This window comes from Paraburkholderia lebeckiae (assembly GCF_014201005.1).
Taxonomy (GTDB): Bacteria; Pseudomonadota; Gammaproteobacteria; order Burkholderiales; family Burkholderiaceae; genus Paraburkholderia; species Paraburkholderia tuberum.
Genome location: NZ_JACHDK010000001.1, coordinates 663,338 through 681,283 on the forward strand (window position 1 = coordinate 663,338; position 17,946 = coordinate 681,283).

The following is a 17,946-nucleotide window of genomic DNA, read 5'->3' on the forward strand; positions in this document are numbered from 1 at the left end:
CACGATGAAACGAATCATGCAAATGAAGTTCTTCTGGTTGTTCCTCGTGGTGCTGTTCGCTTTGCCGGTTCTGCCGCATCCGATCCATGTACCCGAGTACTGGGTCACGCTGCTGAACTACATCGGCCTCTATTCGATCGTCGCGATCGGCCTCGTGCTGTTGACGGGTATCGGCGGAATGACGAGCTTCGGGCAGGCCGCGTTCGTTGGTATCGGCGCGTATGCAACCGCGTATCTGACGACGAACTTCGGCGTGTCGCCGTGGCTCGCACTGATCGCGGGCATGATCGTCACTGCGCTGGTTGCGCTGATGCTCGGTCTCGTGACGATGCGCCTATCCGGCCACTTTCTGCCGCTCGGCACGATTGCGTGGGGGCTCGCGCTGTTCTACCTGTTCGGCAATCTCGACATGCTCGGCAAGTACGACGGCATCAATGGCATCCCGGTGTTGAATGTTTTTGGGATCAATCTCGAGTCCGGCCGCCATATCTATTACCTGATCTGGGTGGTCGTGCTCGGCGCGGTCGTCTCTGTTCAGAATCTGCTTAATAGCCGGCCGGGTCGCGCAATCCGCGCGTTGCGCGGCGGTGGTCTGATGGCCGAGGCGATGGGCGTCAACACCGGCTGGATGCGCGTCGTGATTTTCGTCTATGCGGCGGTCCTTGCATCGGTCTCGGGTTTTCTGTACGCGCACTTGCAGCGCGCCGTGAATCCGACACCGTTTGGACTGAATCACGGCATCGAATTCCTGTTCATGGCGGTGGTGGGCGGCGTCTCGCACGTCTGGGGCGCGGTGCTCGGCGCAGCGATCCTGACCGTGCTGCAGGATTATTTGCAGACGCTGCTGCCAAAACTGCTCGGCGAGAACGGCAACTTCGAAGTGATCGTGTTCGGCATCATCATGGTGCTGCTTCTGCAGTACGCGCGGCAGGGCGTATGGCCGTTCGTCGCGCGCTTTTTCCCGCGTGGCCCGCGGGCGCATCTCGCGGATCACGCGGATCCTCTGCCGCAGCGCAACAAGCCACAGACCGGCGAAGACCTGTTGACGGTGAATAAGGCGCGCAAGCAGTTCGGCGGTCTCGTCGCGGTGAACGACGTCAGCTTCGACGTCAAAGCAGGGCAGATCATCGGGCTGATCGGACCGAACGGCGCAGGCAAGTCGACGACCTTCAATCTCGTGACCGGTGTGCTGCAGGCGACTAGCGGCGAGATCACGTTCCGCGGCGAGCGCATCGATGCGCTGAGTTCACGTGAAATCGTCAAGCGCGGCATCGGCCGCACGTTCCAGCACGTGAAGCTGCTGCCGGGTATGAGCCTGCTCGAGAACGTCGCGATCGGTGCGCATCTGCGTGGCCATGCGGGCGTGTGGCGCAGTGTCGTGCGGCTGAACAGCTCCGAAGAGGCACGGTTGATGGCCGAAGCCGCTCGGCAGATTCGTCGCGTCGGCCTCGAACAGCACATGTATGACGAAGCGGGCAGCCTCGCGCTTGGTCAACAGCGGATTCTCGAAATTGCGCGCGCCCTGTGCTGCGATCCGACACTGCTATTGCTCGATGAACCGGCCGCTGGTCTGCGGTATCAGGAAAAGCTTCAGCTCGCCGAACTGCTGCGCAGACTGAAGACAGAAGGGATGAGCGTACTGCTCGTCGAGCACGATATGGATTTCGTGATGAATTTGACGGACCGGCTCGTGGTGATGGAGTTCGGCACGCGGATCGCAGAGGGCCTGCCGCAGGAAGTCCAGCAGGATCCGGCGGTGCTCGAAGCGTATCTGGGTGGGGTGGAATGATGGACAACATGACAACGACCGGCGTGGCGGCGGCAGGGCCGATTCTCGAAGTGAGCCATTTGTCCGTCCGCTACGGAAAGGTTGAAGCGCTGCACAATGCGGCGATCAAGGTACGGGCGGGGCAGATCGTCTCCGTGATCGGACCGAACGGCGCTGGAAAGTCGACGCTGCTGAATGCGATCATGGGCGCGTTGCCGACGTCCGGTCATGCGAAAGGCGCGGTTTCCTATCAGGGCGACGACGTCAGCGCGATGCCGGTCGAAAAACGCGTTGCGCTTGGGATGTGCCTGGTGCCGGAAAAGCGCGAGCTTTTCGCTTCCATGACCGTCGAGGACAATCTGCTGCTTGGCGCCTACCGGCGCAAGCGAGCAGGGGAGCGCAACTTTCTCGATCAGCTGGAACCGGTGTTCGAACTGTTTCCGCGGCTGAAGGAGCGGCGCAAGCAGGCGGCCGGCACGCTTTCCGGCGGCGAGCGGCAGATGCTCGCGGTCGGCCGCGCCCTGATGGGCAAGCCCGATCTGCTGATGCTGGACGAGCCGAGCCTCGGTCTCGCGCCGCTGATCGTGAAGGAAATCTTTCACATCATCAGCGCCTTGCGGCAGACCGGCGTCGCGACGCTGCTGATCGAGCAGAATGCGCGCGCTGCGTTGCAGATCTCGGACTACGGCTACGTGCTGGAAACCGGCGAGTTGGCATTGGAAGGACGGGCAACTGACCTCGCGCAGAATCCTCGGGTGATCGAAACCTATCTCGGTCTTGCCAAAAAGGTGGCATAAGCCTGCACTTATCGCTGATCGCTGTTTCTGGAAGCGGTGTGTTTCACGTGAAACACACCGCTTTTTTATTGTTTCACCATGGGGACGAAATTCGGGCCGCAACTGAACCCGTTATAATTCGCCCATACATTTCCTTTGAAGGCTCACGCGACGATCTGGCGTGAGATCCCGCGATGTTTTTTCCCACAGAATTTGACGTAATCGTCGTCGGCGGCGGTCATGCCGGCACCGAAGCTGCTTTGGCGTCGGCGCGCATGGGCAACAAAACGCTGCTTTTGACCCATAACATCGAGACCCTTGGTCAGATGAGCTGCAATCCGTCGATTGGCGGCATTGGCAAAGGCCATCTGGTCAAGGAGATTGACGCGCTAGGTGGCGCTATGGCGGCCGCCACCGACGAAAGCGGCATCCAGTTCCGGATCCTAAATTCGTCGAAGGGACCGGCGGTCCGCGCGACGCGTGCTCAGGCCGACCGCGTGCTGTACAAGGCCGCGATCCGCCATCGTCTAGAGAATCAGCCGAACCTCTGGCTATTTCAGCAGGCCGTCGACGATCTGATGGTCGAGGGCGACCGCGTGGTCGGGGCCATCACGCAAGTGGGTATTCGTTTCCGGTCTCGCGCGGTGGTGCTGACGGCGGGCACGTTCCTCGACGGCAAGATTCACGTGGGGTTGAACAACTACACCGGTGGACGCGCGGGCGACCCGGCTGCGGTTTCGCTGTCGGTGCGGTTGAAAGAGCTGAAGCTACCGCAGGGCCGGCTTAAGACCGGTACGCCACCGCGAATCGACGGTCGCACGATCGACTATTCGCAGCTCGAAGAGCAGCCCGGCGATCTGGACCCGGTGCCGGTGTTCTCGTTCCTCGGGCGTGTCGAGCAGCACCCGCGCCAAGTGCCGTGCTGGGTCACGCATACGAATCAACGGACACACGACATCATCCGCGGCGGTCTCGATCGTTCGCCGATGTACACGGGCGTGATCGAGGGAGTGGGGCCGCGCTATTGCCCGTCGATCGAGGACAAGATTCACCGGTTTGCGTCGAAGGAATCGCATCAGATCTACCTCGAGCCGGAAGGTCTGACGACCAACGAGTTCTATCCGAACGGGATTTCGACGAGCCTGCCCTTCGACGTGCAGCTCGAGCTGGTGCGTTCGATGCGCGGCCTCGAGCATGCGCATATCCTGCGGCCGGGCTACGCGATCGAGTACGACTATTTCGATCCGCGTGGGCTGAAGGCATCGCTAGAAACGAAGGTGATCAGTGGCCTGTTCTTCGCCGGACAGATCAACGGTACGACCGGCTACGAAGAGGCAGCTGCACAGGGCACTCTGGCCGGCATCAACGCCGGTCTGTTCGTGCAGGGCAAGGAAGCATGGTGTCCGCGTCGCGACCAAGCTTATCTCGGCGTGCTCGTGGACGATCTAGTCACGCGCGGGGTGTCCGAGCCGTACCGGATGTTCACGAGCCGCGCGGAGTACCGTCTGAGCTTGCGCGAAGACAACGCCGATATGCGGCTGACGGAGATCGGGCGCGAGCTCGGCGTGGTCGACGACGCCCGCTGGGACGCCTTCAGTCGCAAGCGTGATGCTGTTTCACGTGAAACACAGCGCTTGCGTTCAACCTGGGTTAATCCTCGGACCTTATCGGCAGAAGAGGCGACCGCTTTGCTTGGCAAGCCAATCGACCACGAATACAGTCTCGCGGACCTGCTGCGTCGTCCGGGCGTCAGCTACGACGGCGTCTGCGGGCTGCGTGACGGCACTTGTAGCGCGCCCGAAGCACTTGCGGAAGACCCCGTGCTACTCGCGCAAATCAAGGAACAGATCGAAATCGGCGTCAAATATCAGGGCTATATCGACCGACAGGCCGGTGAGATCGAACGCAACGAGGCGCAAGAGAACACGCGTCTGCCTGAAGGGCTGGACTACACCGAGGTGCGTGGGCTGTCGTTCGAAGCTCGCCAGAAGTTGATGCAGTTCCGGCCGGAAACGATCGGACAGGCGTCGCGTATTTCGGGCGTCACGCCTGCCGCGATCTCGCTGCTGATGGTCCATCTCAAGCGCGGCCTCGGGCGTCGTCCGTCGAGGTCCGCCGAGCCCGGCGCCGACAGCACGCCGGTGGTTCAATGACGGCAGCGCAGAGGGGAATCGACCAGCAGGCCTTGGCGTCATTGCTGGCGGACGGTGTTCGTGAACTTGGTCTCGAACTCAGCGACGCGCGGCAGCGCAAGCTGCTCGATTACGTCACGCTGCTCGCGAAGTGGAACAGCGTCTACAACCTGACAGCGATCCGCGATCCGCGGCAGATGCTAATCCAGCACATTCTCGATTCGCTATCGATCGTGCCGCATCTGGCGCCGCGCGGGCCGTCGTCGGCGCTCGACGTCGGTTCGGGCGGGGGGCTGCCGGGCATCGTGCTCGCGATCGTGCTGCCCGATTGGATCATCACGACGAACGACATCGTCCATAAGAAGACTGCGTTTCAGTCGCAGGCGAAGGCCGAACTGGGCCTCGCGAACCTATCGGTTGTGACCGGTCGGGTGGAGACGCTGCGGCCTGGCGCCGAAGTACCGGCAAAGTTCGACGTAATCGTCTCGCGCGCGTTCGCAGAACTCTCGGATTTCGTTACACTGGCCCGTCATCTGGTTGCGGAGCAGGGCGCGATCTTGGCGATGAAGGGTGTGCGGCCGGATGCCGAAATCGCGCGTCTGCCGGCGGGCGCTCACGTGGAGCAGATTATCCGGCTGAACGTGCCGTCGCTGGACGCCGAGCGGCATCTGATCGAGGTGCGAGTGGACCCCGAAAGCTGATGGCCGCCGCGGCCTGTAAGCACCCTCGACGATTTTCACTTCATCCAAGCAGCAAAAGGGACACACCAACGATGGCAAAAATCTTCTGCGTTGCGAACCAGAAGGGCGGCGTCGGCAAGACGACCACCACAGTCAATCTGGCCGCGAGCCTGGCAGCGCAGGGACAGCGAGTCCTTCTCATCGATCTGGACCCGCAAGGCAACGCCACGATGGGCAGCGGTATCGACAAGGCCGAATGTACGAACACGGTCTACGAGGTGCTCGTGGACAACGTGTCGGTGGCCGATGCGCGCGTGCGGCCCGAGGCGGTCGGATACGACGTGCTGCCCGCGAACCGTGAGCTCGCGGGCGCCGAGGTCGAACTCGTCAGCATGCAGAATCGCGAGCGTCAACTGAAGGCGGCGCTCGCCGGGGTCGAGGGCGAGTACGATTTCGTGCTGATCGATTGCCCGCCGGCTTTGTCACTGCTGACGCTCAACGGACTATGCGCCGCGCACGGCGTCGTCATTCCGATGCAGTGCGAATACTTCGCCCTCGAAGGGCTGTCCGACCTCGTCAACACGATCAAGCAGGTCCACGCGAATCTGAATCGCGACCTCAAGGTGATCGGTCTGCTGCGCGTCATGTTCGATCCGCGCATCACGTTGCAACAGCAAGTCTCGGATCAATTGAAAGAGCACTTCGGCGACAAGGTCTTCGACGCCGTGATTCCACGCAACGTGCGATTGGCCGAGGCGCCCAGCTACGGGCTGCCCGGTGTGGTGTTCGACAGGGCGTCGCGAGGCGCGCAGGCGTACGTGCAGTTCGGCGTCGAAATGATTGAGCGGGTGCGCGCGCTGAATGACGCGCCCCAGGCATCCTAAGCGGATCGAGGAAGCACGATGAACGCAGTAGCAAGAAAGAAGGGACTGGGCCGTGGTCTGGAGGCATTGCTCGGCGGCACCGCCGATATCACCGAGGCAGCGGTGATCGACGGCGCGCCGAACGTATTGCCGCTCGGCAAGATGCAGGCGGGCAAATACCAGCCGCGCATGCGCATGGACGAAGGCGCGCTGCAGGAGCTTGCGGCCAGCATCCGCGCGCAAGGGCTGATGCAGCCGATTCTCGTGCGTCCGATCGCGGCGGATCGCTATGAGATCATCGCGGGGGAGCGGCGTTTTCGCGCGGCGCGGCTCGCAGGCCTCGACGAGGTGCCGGTGCTTGTGAAGGACGTGCCCGACCAGGCCGCCGCGGCGATGGCGCTGATCGAAAACATCCAGCGCGAGGATCTGAATCCCCTCGAAGAGGCCCAAGGTATCCAGCGCCTGCTCGACGAATTCAATTTCACGCATGAGCAGGCGGCAGAGTCGGTGGGACGTTCGCGCAGCGCGGTGTCGAACCTGCTGCGTCTGCTGAATCTTGCGACACCGGTACAGACGATGTTGCTCGCCGGCGATCTCGACATGGGCCACGCTCGTGCGCTGCTCGCCGTCGACGCTGCGACGCAGATCACGCTGGCCAACCAGGTCGTCAACAAGCGCCTGTCTGTGCGCGAGACGGAAAAGCTGGTTGCGATGACCACGAAGGTGACGCCGGCGGTCAAGGCCCGCGCGAATCCGGACGGCGGCCGCGACACGCGACGCCTGGAAGAGGAACTGTCGGACCTGCTGTCCGCGACGGTGAAAATCAAGCTCGGCCGACGCGGTCGCGGCCAGGTGCTGGTGGACTTCGGCGATCTCGACGCGCTGGAAGGCATCCTGGTTCGTTTGCGCGGGAACGCGAACGTCTGAGCGCAGATTGGCGCTCAGCAGGCAAGGGTGATGAACGGCTGGCGGCCTGTGCATGAGCACTGCCGCGAGTTGGTCAACCTCGGTGCGAGCGACTGCTGTGGATTCCAAAACAACCGATGCACGAATAATCAGGAATCCTAGCTTCAGGCACTCCACATCCGCGCGATAATAATCCTGACGAGCCGCTGTCAAAAGCGGCGCGATCATCATCGAAAATTGCCGTGAGGTTGATTCAGCTCAATAGAAGAGCTGTCCCGTTCAGCCCTTAGAAAAGAGGCATTTGTTGCATTTTCGAGACGTCTGCCGCAGCGTCGAAACGCACCGCCAACGAGCTTCGATCCACGCGACCGCCCGCACGGGTTTTGCCGCCCCTCGCCCGCCTTACATTTGACGTGTTTCGCGTCGTTAGCGTACGTTCTACCGCATCGTGAAGGGAAGTTTCACGCGGTTATAGGCTGACCTAAAGTCTTGAATTGCCTGCAACTATCGCTTACAATCGCCCGGATTTAATTGCACGGCAACCCCGTAAGCGCTGCGTAAACTCGCGGGCTGAACGAGACTTTCGGAACATTGCGATGGCGGTCAAAACGTCGAATCTGTCGCCGGAGAATGGTGACGACAGACACCGCGCTGAACGCTCCGCACCCGAGATGTCCTCCAGTCGGCGGTTCGATCCGGACGAAGCGTGGGATGACGCGCAGGAAGATAACAATATCGTTCCGCTCACGCGGGCCGAGGCGGAAAAGCTGTTTGGTCCCGGCGTGGGTCGTCCATCGCGCGTGACGCCGTTCAAGGTCGTCGCAGCGCAAATGGTTTTGTCCCTGGTTGCAACGCTGTTGTGGTGGCTGTTCTACAAGCCGCCGGGCGCTGCTGCGCTGTCCGCGTTCCTCGGGGGGGCGATCTGCTGGGTGCCGGGCGCGTTGTTCGCGGCACGACTGAAAAAGCAGGGCGGCGCCGAGACCGTGATGAGCTGGATGATCGGCGAAGCACTCAAGATGGGGACAACGATTGCGATGTTTGTCGCAATCGCCTTCTGGTATCACGACGTACGCTGGATTCCGCTGCTCGTGACCTACCTCATCGCGCTGAAGACTTACTGGATCGCCTTGGCGTGGCGCTAAGGTAGCAGCACAAAAAATAGCAGCAAAAAGAATTTAAGGCCGGCGCGTAGCGCCGGCACGGGTGTGCGGATGAGACAGGGCCCGCACCCGGTGCGTTCCCGCAACACAGTATTCCGGCGGGAGCGGCCTCGAACGATTTTCGACAATTTGGGTGGCTTTAACGATATGGCAGCTAGCGAAGGCACGCGCGCAATGGATCCGTCCGAGTACATCGCGCACCACTTGCAGAACTTTTCCACCGCACACCAGACGTCGATTTTCGACATCCATGTGTGGAATCTCGACACCCTTTTCTGGTCGATCGTGTGCGGCCTCGTCACGATTTTCGTGCTGCATCTGGCAGCCCGCAAGGCAACGGCCGGCGTGCCGGGCCGCTTCCAATGCGCGATCGAAATGCTGGTCGAAATGGTCGAGGATCAATCGAAGGCCATGATCCATGGCTCGCGCACCTTCATCGCGCCGCTCGCGCTGACCGTGTTCGTCTGGGTCGCGCTGATGAACTCGCTCGACTTCATTCCCGTCGACCTGCCGGGCCGTGTGATCGGCTGGCTGGGTCTGTCCGAAGCCATCCCGCACCACCGCATCGTGCCGACCGCCGACCTGAACGGCACGATCGGCATCGCGCTCGGCGTGTTCGTGCTGATGATTTACTACAACTTCAAGATCAAGGGCGCTGGCGGCTTCGTGCATGAACTGCTGTCCGCTCCGTTCGGCGCGCATCCGCTTCTGTGGATCCCGAACCTGGCACTGAACATCATCGAGTTCGTCGCGAAGACGGTCTCGCTCGGCATGCGGCTGTTCGGCAACATGTACGCGGGCGAACTGTTGTTCCTGCTGATTGCCCTGCTCGGCAGCCTCTGGAGCTTCGGCGCGGACACGACGGTGCTTGGCTTCATCGGCCACGTGGTCGCCGGCACAGTGTGGTCGATCTTCCACATCCTGATCGTTCTGCTGCAGGCGTTCATTTTCATGATGCTGACGCTGGTATACATCGGCCAGGCACACGACACGCACTAACCTGCGCTGTCGGCAAAGAATCGTAGTTTTTCAAATCCCAGTTCCAACCAGTTCTAAAAGACTTTTCACAAAGGAGTGATCATGCAAGCTTTCATCGCCAACATCCAGGGTCTGACCGCCATCGGTATCGGCATCATCATCGGCCTGGGTGCTATCGGCGCCTGTATCGGTATCGGTCTGATGGGCGGCAAGTACATTGAAGCGTGCGCCCGTCAACCGGAACTGATGAACCCGCTGCAAACCAAGATGTTCCTGCTGGCTGGTCTGATCGATGCGGCGTTCCTGATTGGCGTTGGTGTGGCAATGCTGTTTGCGTTTGCGAACCCGCTGCTCTCGAAGCTGGCAGGCTGAGGTTCCTCGGAGGTTTGCGCCTGAGCTATAACAGGTAAAGGCGCAGGGCGGAACGGGTACTGGGGCGCTGATCGAGCAGAATCGATGAGCGCCTTGCCGTTTCACTTTCCGAACAAGCAACGTTTAAGGAAACACCGTGAATCTCAACGCAACCCTGTTTGCGCAAATGGTCGTGTTCCTGATCCTCGCGTGGTTCACGATGAAATTCGTGTGGCCGCCGCTGATCAACGCCATCGACGAGCGCGCGAAGAAGATCGCCGACGGTCTGTCCGCCGCGGAAAAGGGCAAGCAGGAACTCGAAGCCGCTCACAAGCGCGTCGACCAGGAACTGGCTCAGGCTCGCAATGACGGCCAGCAACGCATCGCCGACGCTGAAAAGCGGGCGGTCGCAGTCGCCGACGAAATCAAGGCTCAGGCGCAGTCGGAAGCCGCCCGCATCATTGCGCAGGCGAAGGCCGACGCGGACCAGCAAGTCGTGAAGGCGCGCGAGACGCTGCGTGGCGAAGTCGCTGCACTCGCTGTGAAGGGCGCTGAACAGATCCTGAAGCGCGAAGTCGACCAGGCAGCTCATGCTGACCTGCTGAATCAACTGAAAGCAGAGCTCTGATCATGGCCGAACTTGCAACCATCGCCCGTCCGTACGCGGAAGCGCTGTTTGGCGTGGCCGAAGCTGGTGACATCGCCGCCTGGTCCACGCTCGTGCAGGAGCTGGCACAGGTTGCGCGTCTGCCCGAAGTGCTGTCGATCGCCTCGAGCCCGAAAGTGAGCCGCGCCCAGGTAAGCGATCTGCTGCTGGCTGCGGTCAAGTCGCCGCTCAAGGACAACGCGCAAGCGAAGAATCTGGTGCAGATGCTGGTGGACAACCATCGCCTGCAGCTGCTGCCGGAAATCGCCTCGCAGTTCGAAGAGTTGAAGAACGCCCGCGAAGGGGCAGCAGATGTGCTGATCGTCAGCGCATTCCCGCTCGAAGGTGCGCAGTTGAACGAACTCGTCGCAAGCCTCGAACGCAAGTTCAGGCGTAAGCTGAAACCGACGGTCGAAGTCGATCACTCGCTGATCGGCGGCGTACGCGTGACGATCGGCGACGAAGTGCTCGATACCTCGGTCCGCGCGCGGCTCGCCAGCATGCAAACGGCCCTGACGGCCTGAAGCGCTTCGCGTTTTGGCGGCTGGCACGCAACAGAATTGACTATCAGGAGCGAATAATGCAACTCAATCCCTCTGAGATCAGCGAGCTGATCAAGAGCCGGATCCAGGGCCTTGAAGCGAGCGCAGACGTTCGCAACCAGGGCACCGTGATCTCCGTGACCGACGGTATCGTGCGCATCCACGGCCTGTCGGAAGTGATGCAGGGCGAAATGCTCGAATTCCCGGGCAACACCTTCGGTCTCGCGCTGAACCTCGAGCGCGACTCGGTCGGCGCCGTGATTCTGGGTGAGTACGAACACATTTCGGAAGGCGACATCGTCAAGACGACGGGCCGCATTCTCGAAGTGCCGGTGGGTCCGGAACTGCTCGGCCGTGTGGTCGACACACTCGGCAACCCGATCGACGGCAAAGGCCCGATCAACGCGAAGAAGACCGACGCAATCGAAAAGATTGCACCGGGCGTGATCTGGCGTAAGTCGGTTTCGGAACCGGTCCAAACCGGTCTGAAGTCGATCGACGCGATGGTGCCGATCGGCCGTGGCCAGCGTGAGCTGATCATCGGCGATCGTCAGTGCGGCAAGACCGCGGTCGCAGTCGACGCGATCATCAACCAGAAGGGCAAGAACCTCGTTTGTATCTACGTCGCGATTGGCCAGAAGGCTTCGTCGATCGTGAACGTGGTGCGTAAGCTCGAAGAATCGGGCGCGCTCGAATATACGATCGTCGTGGCCGCTTCGGCTTCGGATTCGGCCGCAATGCAATACCTCGCGCCGTACGCCGGCTGCACGATGGGCGAATACTTCCGCGATCGCGGCCAGGACGCGCTGATCGTTTACGACGACTTGACCAAGCAGGCTTGGGCATACCGCCAGATCTCGCTGCTGCTGCGCCGCCCGCCGGGCCGTGAAGCTTACCCGGGTGACGTGTTCTATCTGCACTCGCGTCTGCTCGAGCGCGCTGCTCGCGTCTCGGAAGAGTACGTCGAGAAGTTCACCAATGGTGAAGTGAAGGGCAGGAGCGGTTCGCTGACGGCATTGCCGGTCATCGAAACGCAGGCAGGCGACGTGACCGCATTCGTTCCGACGAACGTGATCTCGATTACCGACGGCCAGATCTTCCTTGAAACCGACCTCTTCAACGCAGGTATCCGCCCGGCAATTAACGCTGGCGTGTCGGTGTCGCGTGTGGGTGGCGCGGCTCAAACGAAGGTCGTGAAGAAGCTGTCGGGCGGTATCCGTACAGACCTCGCGCAGTACCGTGAACTCGCTGCGTTCGCGCAGTTCGCATCGGACCTCGACGAAGCGACCCGCAAGCAGCTCGAGCGCGGCCGCCGCGTGACGGAACTGCTGAAGCAGCCGCAGTATCAGCCGCTGCAGGTGTGGGAACTGGCTGTGTCGCTGTTCGCGGCGAACAACGGCTATCTCGACGACCTCGAAGTTGCTCAAGTCCTGCCGTTCGAAAAGGGCTTGCGCGACCACCTGAAGTCGAGCCATGCTGACCTGGTCAAGCGTATCGAAGATACCAAGGAACTCTCGAAGGACGACGAAGGCCTGCTGCACACGGCCGTCAAAGACTTCAAGAAGTCCGGCGCTTATTGATCCGCGAGTGATCCGCAAGGCATAAACGGACCTTGAAGCGGCGCGGGCCGCATGCGAATGCTCCCGCGCTACTTCGGCCGCATTGCATGGGACCCGAGTAAGCGCTAAAGCGCTAACTCGGGCCGACAAAGGAGCAAGCAATGGCTGGAATGAAGGAAATTCGCGGCAAGATCAAGAGCGTGCAAAACACGCGCAAGATCACGAAAGCGATGGAGATGGTGGCCGCATCGAAGATGCGCCGCGCTCAGGAGCGCATGCGCGCTGCTCGCCCGTATGCCGACAAGGTCCGCGATATCGCCGCGCACATGAGCCGTGCGAACCCGGAGTATCGTCACCCGTTCATGGTGTCGAACGAAGGCGCGAAGGCGGCCGGCGTCATCCTCGTCACGACTGATAAAGGTCTGTGCGGCGGGATGAACACCAACGTGCTGCGTGCGTCGGTGCAGAAGTTCAAGGAACTGGAAGGCCAGGGCAAGACGATCGAGGCAACCGCGATCGGCAGCAGGGGCTTGGGCTTCCTGAACCGACTGCAGGCGAAAGTCGTGTCGAACGTCGTGCAACTGGGCGATACGCCGCATCTGGAAAAACTGATCGGCGCTGTGAAGGTGCAACTCGACCTGTACTCGGAAGGGAAGATTTCGGCGGTGTACCTCGCGTACACGCGCTTCGTCAACACGATGAAGCAGGAGCCGGTGATCGAGCAACTGCTGCCATTGTCGGCGGACCAGTTCGAGCGCACGGAAGAAGACGGTACGACGCCGAGCACGCAGTGGGACTACATCTACGAGCCGGATGCGCAGGCAGTGGTTGACGAACTGCTGGTGCGTTATGTCGAAGCGCTGGTCTATCAGGCCGTCGCGGAAAACATGGCATCGGAGCAGTCGGCCCGCATGGTCGCGATGAAAGCCGCTTCGGACAACGCGAAGACGGTCATCAACGATCTGCAGTTGGTCTACAACAAGAGCCGTCAGGCCGCGATCACGAAAGAACTGTCGGAAATCGTCGGTGGAGCGGCGGCCGTCTGACCCCGGTCGGCAGGTCGTTGCGTGTGCGCCCGAGCGGCGCACCCATCGGAGAAACTGCGCCTTTGCGCGAGTGAAGAATTGGGTATCTAAAGGAAAAGCGATGAGTACTACTGCTTTGGTAGAAGGCAAGATCGTACAGTGCATCGGCGCGGTGATCGACGTGGAATTTCCGCGTGAAACCATGCCGAAGATCTACGACGCGCTCATTCTGGAAGGTTCGGAACTGACGCTCGAAGTCCAGCAGCAGCTGGGCGACGGCGTGGTCCGTACCATCTGTCTGGGTGCTTCGGATGGTCTGCGCCGCGGCACGATCGTCAAGAACACGGGCAACCCGATCAGCGTGCCGGTCGGCAAGCCGACCCTCGGCCGTATCATGGACGTGCTTGGCCGTCCGATCGACGAAGCCGGCCCGATCTCGAGCGACACCACGCGTGCGATCCACCAGAAGGCTCCGGCGTTCGACCAACTGTCGCCGTCGACCGAACTGCTCGAAACCGGCATCAAGGTTATCGACCTGATCTGCCCGTTCGCGAAGGGCGGTAAGGTGGGTCTGTTCGGTGGCGCCGGCGTGGGCAAGACCGTGAACATGATGGAACTGATCAACAACATCGCGAAGGAACACGGCGGTTACTCCGTGTTCGCCGGTGTGGGCGAGCGTACCCGCGAAGGGAACGACTTCTATCATGAAATGAAGGACTCCAACGTTCTCGACAAGGTCGCGCTGGTGTACGGCCAGATGAACGAGCCGCCGGGCAACCGTCTGCGCGTCGCGCTGACCGGCCTGACGATGGCCGAGCACTTCCGTGACGAAGGCCTCGACGTGCTGTTCTTCGTCGACAACATCTACCGTTTCACGCTGGCCGGTACCGAAGTGTCGGCACTGCTCGGCCGTATGCCGTCGGCAGTGGGCTATCAGCCGACGCTGGCTGAAGAAATGGGTAAGTTGCAAGAGCGTATTACGTCGACCAAGACTGGCTCGATCACGTCGGTGCAGGCCGTGTACGTCCCTGCAGACGACTTGACCGACCCGTCGCCGGCTACGACCTTCGGCCACCTCGACGCAACCGTCGTGCTGTCGCGTGACATCGCCTCGCTCGGTATCTACCCCGCGGTGGATCCGCTCGATTCGACCTCGCGTCAGATCGACCCGCACGTGATCGGCGAAGAGCACTACTCGATCACGCGCGGCGTGCAGCAAACGCTGCAGCGCTACAAGGAACTGCGCGACATTATCGCGATTCTGGGCATGGACGAACTCGCGCCGGAAGACAAGCTCGCCGTCGCGCGCGCTCGTAAGATTCAGCGTTTCCTGTCGCAGCCGTTCCACGTCGCCGAAGTGTTCACGGGTTCGCCGGGCAAGTACGTGCCGCTGAAGGAAACGATCCGTGGCTTCAAGATGATCGTCGAAGGCGAGTGCGACCACCTGCCGGAGCAAGCGTTCTACATGGTCGGCACGATCGACGAAGCCTTCGAAAAAGCCAAGAAGATCCAGTAAAGGTCGGGTGTAACGAAGCGGGCGCCGACCTCGCGCATCACGGCCGCCAAAACGGTCGTGTTGCGCAAAGCCAGCGTCTCTCATTACGCTCAACCCGCCTTGCATGGGACGGGAGTCAGCACTAAAGCGCTAACTCTCGTCGACAGGAGTCGACACATATGGCAACCATTAAAGTAGACGTCGTCAGCGCGGAAGAGGAAATCTTCTCAGGCCAGGCGAAGTTCGTCGCGCTGCCAGGCGAAGCGGGTGAACTCGGCATTCTGCCGGGCCACACGCCGCTCATCACGCGGATCCGTCCGGGTGCGGTGCGCATCGAAGTTGAAAACGGCGAAGAAGAGTTTGTGTTCGTCGCCGGCGGCATCCTCGAAGTCCAGCCGGGTGCAGTGACGGTTCTCGCCGACACCGCGATCCGCGGCAAGGATCTCGACGAAGCCAAGGCCGAAGACGCACGCAAGCGTGCGGAAGAGGCGCTGCAGAACACGGGCTCGAACCTCGAGTACGCGACCGCACAGGCGGAACTCGCGTACGCGACGGCGCAACTCGCGGCAATCCAGCGTCTGCGCAAGCTGCGCGGCCAGCACTAAAGCAGCTCGTAGTAGAAGAAAGCAGCCCGCGCGGCTGCTTTTTTTTGATATCTAGTTGACGTTTACGTAAAGGTCGGCAAAATCCAGAGGATGGAGATGCGGACGGTCGTGGCGGTCGATGCGACGCGGTGCGGGTAAGACTTAATGCCGGCCGGATACGCGCCGGTGCACAATCGATTTCAAATTCATTTCAATCGAGCGCGCTTGCGCTCACGGAGACAACACCATGGCAACGCATAGCCCAGGAGAAGGTGCGCTCGTCGAACCCGCGGATGGACTGTCGTATGTGCGCGGGTCGACTGAAAATCCGTTGAGCGAAGCGACCGTCGGCGAGCTTCTGCGCGACACCGCGGCGCGCTTTCCCGATCGGCCGGCCGTGGTGTTTCGGGAGCAGCGCATCCGCTGGACATGGAGCGAATTCGCACAGGAAGTGGATGTGCTTGCGTCCGGGCTGCTTGCACTCGGCATCGCGAAGGGCGATCGCGTCGGCATATGGTCGCCGAACCGCGTCGAGTGGCTGCTGACGCAGTTCGCGACCGCGCGCATCGGCGCAATCCTCGTCAACATCAATCCTGCCTACCGGCTCGCGGAACTCGAATACGCGCTGAACAAGGTCGGTTGCAAGGCGATCGTCACCGCCGAGCGCTTCAAGACGTCGATGTACCTCGAGATGCTGCAGGAACTCGCGCCCGAATTGGCGACGCAGCCGCCGGGCGAACTGCATGCCGCGCGGCTGCCGGAACTGCGCTACGTGATCCGCATGTGCGACACGGAGACGCCAGGCATGCTGAGCTTTTCCGACGTGATCGAGCGTGGCCGTGCGTCGTTCGACGCCACTCGGCTCGATGCGATCGGCGCGACGCTGTCGTGCCGGGAGCCGATCAACATCCAGTTCACGAGCGGCACGACGGGCAATCCGAAGGGCGCGACGCTGACGCATCGCAACGTCGTGAACAACGCGCGCTATATCGCGATGGCGATGCGGCTCAGCGAGCAGGACGGCCTGTGCATTCCAGTGCCGCTGTACCACTGCTTCGGGATGGTGCTGGCGGTGCTCGCGTGCGTGTCGGTCGGCGCGAACATGGTGTTTCCGGGCGAGGGCTTCGATCCGGCCGCGACACTCACCGCGACCGCGGAGGAGAAGTGCACCGCCCTGCACGGCGTCCCGACGATGTTCATCGCAGAACTCGACCATCCGACCTTCGCCTCATACGACTTCTCGCGGCTGCGCACCGGCATCATGGCGGGCTCGCCGTGCCCGATCGAGACGATGAAGAAGGTCGTCTCGAAGATGCACCTGAGCGAGATCACGATCGCCTACGGCATGACGGAAACCAGCCCAGTGTCGTTCCAGAGCTCGACGACCGATCCGCTCGACAAGCGTACGACGACAGTCGGGCGCATCCAGCCGCATCTCGAAGTGAAAATCGTCGATCCGCTCGGCAATATCGCGCCGGTCGGCGAAACGGGCGAGCTATGCACGCGCGGCTACTCGGTGATGCTCGGTTACTGGGGGGACGACGCGAAGACGCACGAAAGTATCGTCGACGGCTGGATGCACACGGGCGACCTGGCGACGCTCGACGCCGAAGGCTATTGCAACATCGTTGGCCGGCTGAAGGACATGCTGATTCGCGGCGGCGAAAACATCTATCCGCGCGAGATCGAGGAGTTTCTGTTCCGCCACCCGAAGATCCAGAGCGTGCAGGTGTTCGGCGTGCCCGATACCAGGTATGGCGAAGAAGTATGCGCGTGGATCGTGCTGCGGACCGGCGAACAGGCGACCGCAGAAGAAATCCAGCAGTTCTGCCAGGGACAGATTGCGCACTACAAGGTGCCGCGATATATCCGCTTCGTCGATGAACTGCCGATGACCGTGACCGGCAAGGTGCAAAAATTCGTGATGCGCGAACGGATGATCGGCGAGTTGAAACTCAGAGAGGACAAGACGGCATGACGCTGCCGCAGCGCACTGCGCAGCCAAATATGCCAAATAGGTGCGATAGAACAGGAGTTGCGCGGCGAGGATTCGTCGCGCGCAAACGTTTGAGCAGGCGAAAAAAAAGCGGGCCTGGAGCCCGCTAAAAACCACACGCTACGGGGTTAGCGCGAGGAGACCAAAGATGGGACGGTTGTCACGACGACCCTGCGTCGATGACGGCCCCAGCAGGGATGCCCCTTCACAGGGCTTCGGCAAGCGCCGACCGGCAAGTGCATCGTATCCGCTCACACCACGCACACAGCCACATCCGTGTTGAAACCGTTGAGGGCATTGTGGGCGAATTACCCTATGAACGCGGTAACAAAGTGTTTCAGGTTGTAACGCCCGCCAGATAAGGCGCTGCGGGATTTATTGCCAAAATGAGACCGTTAAATCGTAGTTATTACCGATGACTACGCCGCAATTTAATACGCATGATTGATACCATTCATGACGCCTGGTGCAGCAGAAATTGGGTC

Annotated in this window: 16 protein-coding genes; all 16 read left to right on the plus strand. The window is 61.3% G+C overall.

The genetic code is table 11. The features are described from left to right. Nucleotides 1-4: 4 nt before the first annotated feature. The 16 genes from HDG39_RS02960 to HDG39_RS03035 all read left to right on the plus strand — a co-directional run bounded on the left by HDG39_RS02960 (nucleotide 5) and on the right by HDG39_RS03035 (nucleotide 17,443). Nucleotides 5-1,789, plus strand: a complete 1,785-nt coding sequence (locus tag HDG39_RS02960; RefSeq protein WP_184003081.1) for a branched-chain amino acid ABC transporter ATP-binding protein/permease — start codon at nucleotides 5-7, stop codon at nucleotides 1,787-1,789. Further along, nucleotides 1,789-2,565: an ABC transporter ATP-binding protein gene (locus tag HDG39_RS02965; RefSeq protein ID WP_184003083.1), complete on the plus strand. Its 777-nt coding sequence runs from the start codon at nucleotides 1,789-1,791 to the stop codon at nucleotides 2,563-2,565. The genes HDG39_RS02960 and HDG39_RS02965 overlap by 1 nt, the downstream gene beginning before the upstream one ends. A 173-nt stretch (nucleotides 2,566-2,738) precedes the next feature. Continuing rightward, entirely contained in the window at nucleotides 2,739-4,697 is a 1,959-nt protein-coding gene (mnmG, locus tag HDG39_RS02970) for a tRNA uridine-5-carboxymethylaminomethyl(34) synthesis enzyme MnmG (protein ID WP_184003085.1), read from the plus strand. Beyond that, nucleotides 4,694-5,377 carry a 16S rRNA (guanine(527)-N(7))-methyltransferase RsmG gene (rsmG, locus tag HDG39_RS02975; RefSeq protein WP_184003087.1) on the plus strand — a complete coding sequence of 228 codons (684 nt, stop codon included), beginning with the start codon at nucleotides 4,694-4,696 and terminating at the stop codon, nucleotides 5,375-5,377. The genes mnmG and rsmG overlap by 4 nt, the downstream gene beginning before the upstream one ends. 71 nt (nucleotides 5,378-5,448) lie before the next feature. Next, nucleotides 5,449-6,240, plus strand: coding sequence for a ParA family protein (locus tag HDG39_RS02980; RefSeq protein ID WP_090802387.1), 792 nt, complete (start codon nucleotides 5,449-5,451; stop codon nucleotides 6,238-6,240). An 18-nt stretch (nucleotides 6,241-6,258) separates the two neighbouring features. Continuing rightward, entirely contained in the window at nucleotides 6,259-7,146 is an 888-nt protein-coding gene (locus tag HDG39_RS02985) for a ParB/RepB/Spo0J family partition protein (RefSeq protein WP_018418858.1), read from the plus strand. A gap of 575 nt (nucleotides 7,147-7,721) precedes the next feature. After that, entirely contained in the window at nucleotides 7,722-8,267 is a 546-nt protein-coding gene (locus HDG39_RS02990) for an ATP synthase subunit I (protein WP_184003089.1), read from the plus strand. A gap of 165 nt (nucleotides 8,268-8,432) precedes the next feature. Next, entirely contained in the window at nucleotides 8,433-9,284 is an 852-nt protein-coding gene (gene atpB, locus HDG39_RS02995) for a F0F1 ATP synthase subunit A (protein WP_026225522.1), read from the plus strand. A gap of 81 nt (nucleotides 9,285-9,365) precedes the next feature. Next, nucleotides 9,366-9,635 carry a F0F1 ATP synthase subunit C gene (gene atpE / locus HDG39_RS03000; RefSeq protein ID WP_007180033.1) on the plus strand — a complete coding sequence of 90 codons (270 nt, stop codon included), beginning with the start codon at nucleotides 9,366-9,368 and terminating at the stop codon, nucleotides 9,633-9,635. 136 nt (nucleotides 9,636-9,771) lie between these two features. After that, nucleotides 9,772-10,242: a F0F1 ATP synthase subunit B gene (locus HDG39_RS03005; protein ID WP_018418855.1), complete on the plus strand. Its 471-nt coding sequence runs from the start codon at nucleotides 9,772-9,774 to the stop codon at nucleotides 10,240-10,242. Nucleotides 10,243-10,244: 2 nt separating this feature from the next. Further along, complete coding sequence (locus tag HDG39_RS03010) at nucleotides 10,245-10,784, plus strand: F0F1 ATP synthase subunit delta (RefSeq protein WP_184003091.1); 540 nt, start codon at nucleotides 10,245-10,247, stop codon at nucleotides 10,782-10,784. A 56-nt stretch (nucleotides 10,785-10,840) separates the two neighbouring features. Continuing rightward, nucleotides 10,841-12,382, plus strand: coding sequence for a F0F1 ATP synthase subunit alpha (atpA, locus tag HDG39_RS03015; RefSeq protein WP_184003093.1), 1,542 nt, complete (start codon nucleotides 10,841-10,843; stop codon nucleotides 12,380-12,382). Nucleotides 12,383-12,522: 140 nt separating this feature from the next. Continuing rightward, the gene (atpG, locus tag HDG39_RS03020; RefSeq protein ID WP_026225521.1) at nucleotides 12,523-13,407 is read left to right on the plus strand and encodes a F0F1 ATP synthase subunit gamma; all 885 of its coding nucleotides are present in this window, start codon (nucleotides 12,523-12,525) and stop codon (nucleotides 13,405-13,407) included. 100 nt (nucleotides 13,408-13,507) lie between these two features. Further along, nucleotides 13,508-14,902, plus strand: a complete 1,395-nt coding sequence (atpD, locus tag HDG39_RS03025) for a F0F1 ATP synthase subunit beta (protein ID WP_026225520.1) — start codon at nucleotides 13,508-13,510, stop codon at nucleotides 14,900-14,902. A 158-nt stretch (nucleotides 14,903-15,060) separates the two neighbouring features. Continuing rightward, nucleotides 15,061-15,486, plus strand: a complete 426-nt coding sequence (locus HDG39_RS03030) for a F0F1 ATP synthase subunit epsilon (protein WP_008917918.1) — start codon at nucleotides 15,061-15,063, stop codon at nucleotides 15,484-15,486. A gap of 226 nt (nucleotides 15,487-15,712) precedes the next feature. Then, the gene (locus tag HDG39_RS03035) at nucleotides 15,713-17,443 is read left to right on the plus strand and encodes an AMP-binding protein (protein WP_184003095.1); all 1,731 of its coding nucleotides are present in this window, start codon (nucleotides 15,713-15,715) and stop codon (nucleotides 17,441-17,443) included. Nucleotides 17,444-17,946: the final 503 nt, after the last annotated feature.